The organism is Bacteroidota bacterium (genome assembly GCA_034723125.1).
Lineage (GTDB): Bacteria > Bacteroidota > Bacteroidia > CAILMK01 > JAAYUY01 > JAYEOP01.
This window is the reverse complement of sequence record JAYEOP010000126.1, coordinates 1-4217: the sequence shown is the minus strand read 5'-3', so window position 1 is coordinate 4217 and position 4217 is coordinate 1. Positions and strand designations below refer to the sequence as shown.

Annotated in this window: 4 protein-coding genes; 3 read left to right on the top strand and 1 reads right to left on the bottom strand. The window is 27.7% G+C overall.

What is annotated here, in order from left to right; all coding sequences use genetic code 11:
- The first annotated feature begins 40 nt into the window (after positions 1-40).
- Positions 41-1024 carry a rhodanese-like domain-containing protein gene (locus tag U9R42_03815; protein ID MEA3495143.1) on the top strand — a complete coding sequence of 328 codons (984 nt, stop codon included), beginning with the start codon at positions 41-43 and terminating at the stop codon, positions 1022-1024.
- A gap of 373 nt (positions 1025-1397) precedes the next feature.
- On the opposite strand, the gene tatC is transcribed toward U9R42_03815, so the two are convergent.
- A complete protein-coding gene (gene tatC, locus U9R42_03810) occupies positions 1398-2231 on the bottom strand; it encodes a twin-arginine translocase subunit TatC (GenBank protein MEA3495142.1) in 834 nt (277 codons plus the stop codon).
- Between the two features lie 794 nt (positions 2232-3025).
- Between tatC and U9R42_03805 the strand changes: the two genes are divergently transcribed.
- Both U9R42_03805 and U9R42_03800 read left to right on the top strand, forming a co-directional pair.
- Positions 3026-3676, top strand: coding sequence for a hypothetical protein (locus tag U9R42_03805; GenBank protein ID MEA3495141.1), 651 nt, complete (start codon positions 3026-3028; stop codon positions 3674-3676).
- A gap of 5 nt (positions 3677-3681) precedes the next feature.
- Positions 3682-4217 (top strand): hypothetical protein (locus tag U9R42_03800; GenBank protein ID MEA3495140.1); only part of this gene is annotated, 536 nt, incomplete at its 3' end.

Genomic DNA, 4217 nt, shown 5'->3' with positions numbered 1-4217 from the left:
AAATAATTTGTATATTTGATAATTTTAATTAATCAAAATTATGAAACTGTATTCATTTCTTTTAATACTAATTTTTGTTTTCACTGCTTTTAACTCTGCAGGGAAAAACAATTTTAGAAGCAATGATACTATTCAAGCAAATATTGATGTTGATTCTGCTTATTCATTAATTTTAAAAAACAAAAACAATCCTGCATTCATCATCCTTGATCTAAGAACAGCTACAGAATACAACACAGGGCACATTGAACACAGTGTTAATATTGATTATTTTAATCCTGATTTTAATGATATTTTGAAAACATTAAATAAAAATAAAACATACTTAATTTGCTGTAGTTCAGGTGGAAGAAGTGATAAAACATTTAAAGAAATGAAAAACTTGGAATTTGCAAAAATATACAATATGCTCGGTGGAACGAATTTATGGTATGCAACAGCTTACCCTACAACAAAGCAAGTTAATCCCATACTTTTTTCTGTTACAGATACTATTATAAACATTGATTCAATAGAAATAGGAATACGGAAAAATATCAATGTTACAATCACGAATTGTGGTAATGATACTTTAACATTTATAAACCGAACAAATTTGACAGGAACAGAATTTAACACCGATTTTAATATTAATACATCACTTACAGGTGTTGATGAATATACTTTTATAATTTCTTATACTCCAATTGACAAATCACCTGATTCTATAATTTTTTCATTAGTGAGTTATGATGGTACATTAAATTATTTTATACATGGTAATAAAACCTACAATTCAATTGCTAACACTGATATTGAAAATTTTAAACTTTTTCCAAATCCCTCAAATGGAAAATTTATTTTTAATGGTAAAAACATTTCATCCATAGAAATAATTGATCAAACTGGTAAAAGAATTAAAAATTATGACAATATTCATAACAATTTTAAAATAATAGATATTAGCAATTTTCCAAAAGGTATTTACTTTGCAAAAATCATAAGTAACAATTCTTTAATATTCAGAAGAATAATTATCAGGTAAAAAAAGAGTTGTTGACATACTTAGTGCCTCTTAGAAAACTCTCCAAAATTAAAAATGTTTCTTTTTGCGATATTTTTATTTTTCTCAAATCCCTGATGCAAAGGCATCAGCTCATTTCCAAAAAGTAAAAATCTCATCAAAAATAATTCATTTTATAAAAATAGATAGTTTTCTAAGAGGCACTACTTAGTGCCTCTAAGAAAACTCTGCAAAATTAGATTCATATCTTTTTGCGATATTTTTATCTTTCTCAACTCACTGATGCTAAAGCATCGCCTCGTTTCAAAAAATAAAAATCTCACTTGCCTGACAGCAAAGGCAGGTCAAAAATCTTAGAAATCATAAAATTTAACAGTTTTCTTAGAGGCACTACCTACTCAATTTTTTTTACTACTCTTGCTGATATTTTTATACTTATTTCATAAAGTAAAAATAGAGGAATAGCAATCAAAAACTGACTTACCATGTCAGGAGGTGTTAAAATTGAAGATAGAATTAGGATGACAACAATTGCATGTCTTCTGAATTTTTTCATAACATCAGGAGTTACTAATCCTAATTTTGATAAAAAATAAGTTATTACAGGTAACTCAAAAATTATCCCCGATGCAAAGCATATACTTGAAAGTGTAGTTATATATGATCTTAAATTAATTGTATTTTCAATAGCACTACTAACTATGTAATTGCTTAAAAAATTTAATGAAATGGGAACTATCAAATAATAACCCAGCAAAACACCCATAAAAAATAAAAGTGAAATCATAAAGATAGAAAAGCGAGCGGTTTTCCTTTCGTTTTTAAATAATGCAGGTTTTATAAATTTCCATAACTCAAAAATTATATACGGAAAAGCAATAATTAATCCTGCGATTAAAGAGATTGTAATGTGAATTACAAACTGTCCTGTAATTTTTATATTAATGAGTTTTAGTGGATTTTGATTTATACATAAAATATCTTTGTTAAATTTTTCAGCAAAATGACAGAAAAATCTGTTAGTTGGGAAATATGATTCTTTAGGAGCTAAAATTACGCTATCGAAAACAAAACTTTTAAAAATAAATGCTACTATAGCAAATATTATTACAACAACAACTGAGCGTAAAATATGCCACCTTAATGCTTCAAGATGGTCAAAAAACGACATCTCATCTAAATTTTCATCAGATGAGCTAATTCTCTTTGATTTACTTGATTTTTTCATCAATGCAAAATTACTATAAATTAATAATTATCATCACCCAACATAAGTAGTGTTTGTCTAATTCCCTATACTGTTAGCTTTTAGCTTTAAGTTTTTAACTCTAAGTACTTTAGGCACTCTAGGCACTTTAAGTACTTCTTTTTGTTTATTCGTAACACATAATTTTCGAAGCGAAGCAAGTCCGTAGGATTAGCTTTTAGTTTTTAGCTTTTAGCTTTTATTTTTTAACTCTAAGTACTTTAGGCACTCTAGGCACTTTAAGTACTTCTTTTTGTTTATTCGTAACACATAACTTTCGAAGCGAAGCAAGTCCGTAGGATTAGCTGTTAGTTTTTAGCTTTTAGCTTTTAGTTTTATTAACAATAGTTCCGTTTATCTACCTATATTTGCAGATAAACGGAATAAATTTATAATATCAGAAATAATACAAGGAGCTAAAAAAACAGAAATAGCTTGTTATTAAAAAAAAATATTATATTTGCGAATAAATTTAAGATACATTCAAAATTTATTAGGGCATGAATCGAGTAAAACAACAGAGATTTACACTCATATTACTAGCAAAGGACTTGACCTGTCTGCGTGCTACGCACAGGCAGGCGATATTGCTAACCCGTTGGATGATATGGAATTATAGGTTTTTGAGTGTATCTGAACATAATGGAAATAAACGGAACTTCCGTTTATACAAATGTTACCCTGCATTAGTAGAGATGAAGCAATTAAAACAATAAAGATATAGGAGTTTGCCGAAAATCCTTTAAAGAGTAGGTGTAAATTTAAATATTATTAAAATGAAAAGAATTAATTTATTATTAGGAATTGCTATTACAGCAGTAATGTTTTTAACCTCTTGTGGCGGAGGCAGTGTTAATATTGATGGTGGCGTACTTGGTGACCTACCTACAATTGCAGCAAAAACTGTAAACAAATTGAAAGGTTTAGTTGAAGATTATAAAAAAGCAGAATCAAGCGGAGATGCAGAAAAATATGCAAAGCTTAAACAAGAAATTGAAACAGTGAAAGAACAAGCTAAAACGGAAATGAATACATATATTCAATCAAAAGAGAACTTTACAATACCATTTGAGCAAAAATTAGATAATGAGTTATTTACAATCAAAGAAGTTAAATTAGTGCCAAAATCTCATTTTCAAACAAGAGAATCTTTGAAATCATCATTAGTTCTTGAAGTTACATGTGTTACAGTTAAAGATTTCAAAGGCAATTCATCATTATTTTTACGTTTTGTAAGCTCAGAAGGTGAAATTCTTGAAGGTTACGCAACACTTAATTACTTTGGTAAAGCACTTAAAACACTTGCACCCGGTGAAGAGATAGTTTTTAAAGGATCATACACAGGTAATGTGCAAAATCTAATAAAAGTAGCAAATGTTATTAATATTAGTAGAGATGAATGGAATGAATTAAAAAAAAATAAATAATTATCATGAAAAAAATAATAATGTTAATAGCATTTCTATCCATATTAATTGGAACAAATGCTCAAAAAATTGCAGAAGAAACTGTTGAAAATATCAACACAAAACAAGTTATCCAAATTATTGAGGCTGCTGCCAAAGAATTGAATTATTCAATTGATAAATTTGATAGTCAGAAAATGGTACTTATTACAAAGTTTTTTGAATGGAATTCTGTTGCAATAACAAATCATGCAAAGTTAAAATTTGAAGTTAAAGACAATACGGTTTTAATATCAATGATAGAAAGACAGTATAAGTCTGATAAAGGTTGGTTAAATTCTCCTACAAATCTATCGAAGAGAAATCATAAAAAATATATTGGAAGTTTTGCAAATTTAATTACAAGTATTGCCAGTGATGAAAAATTAAAACAAGACGCAATTTATAATTCTGTCTTAATTAAGATGTTTAAACCTTATGTTGTGGTTCAGGGTCTTGAATGGAAATTTATAAAAGGATTAAAAAATGCTTCTTCGTATGAAGGGGTAAATTTGAATTCTCC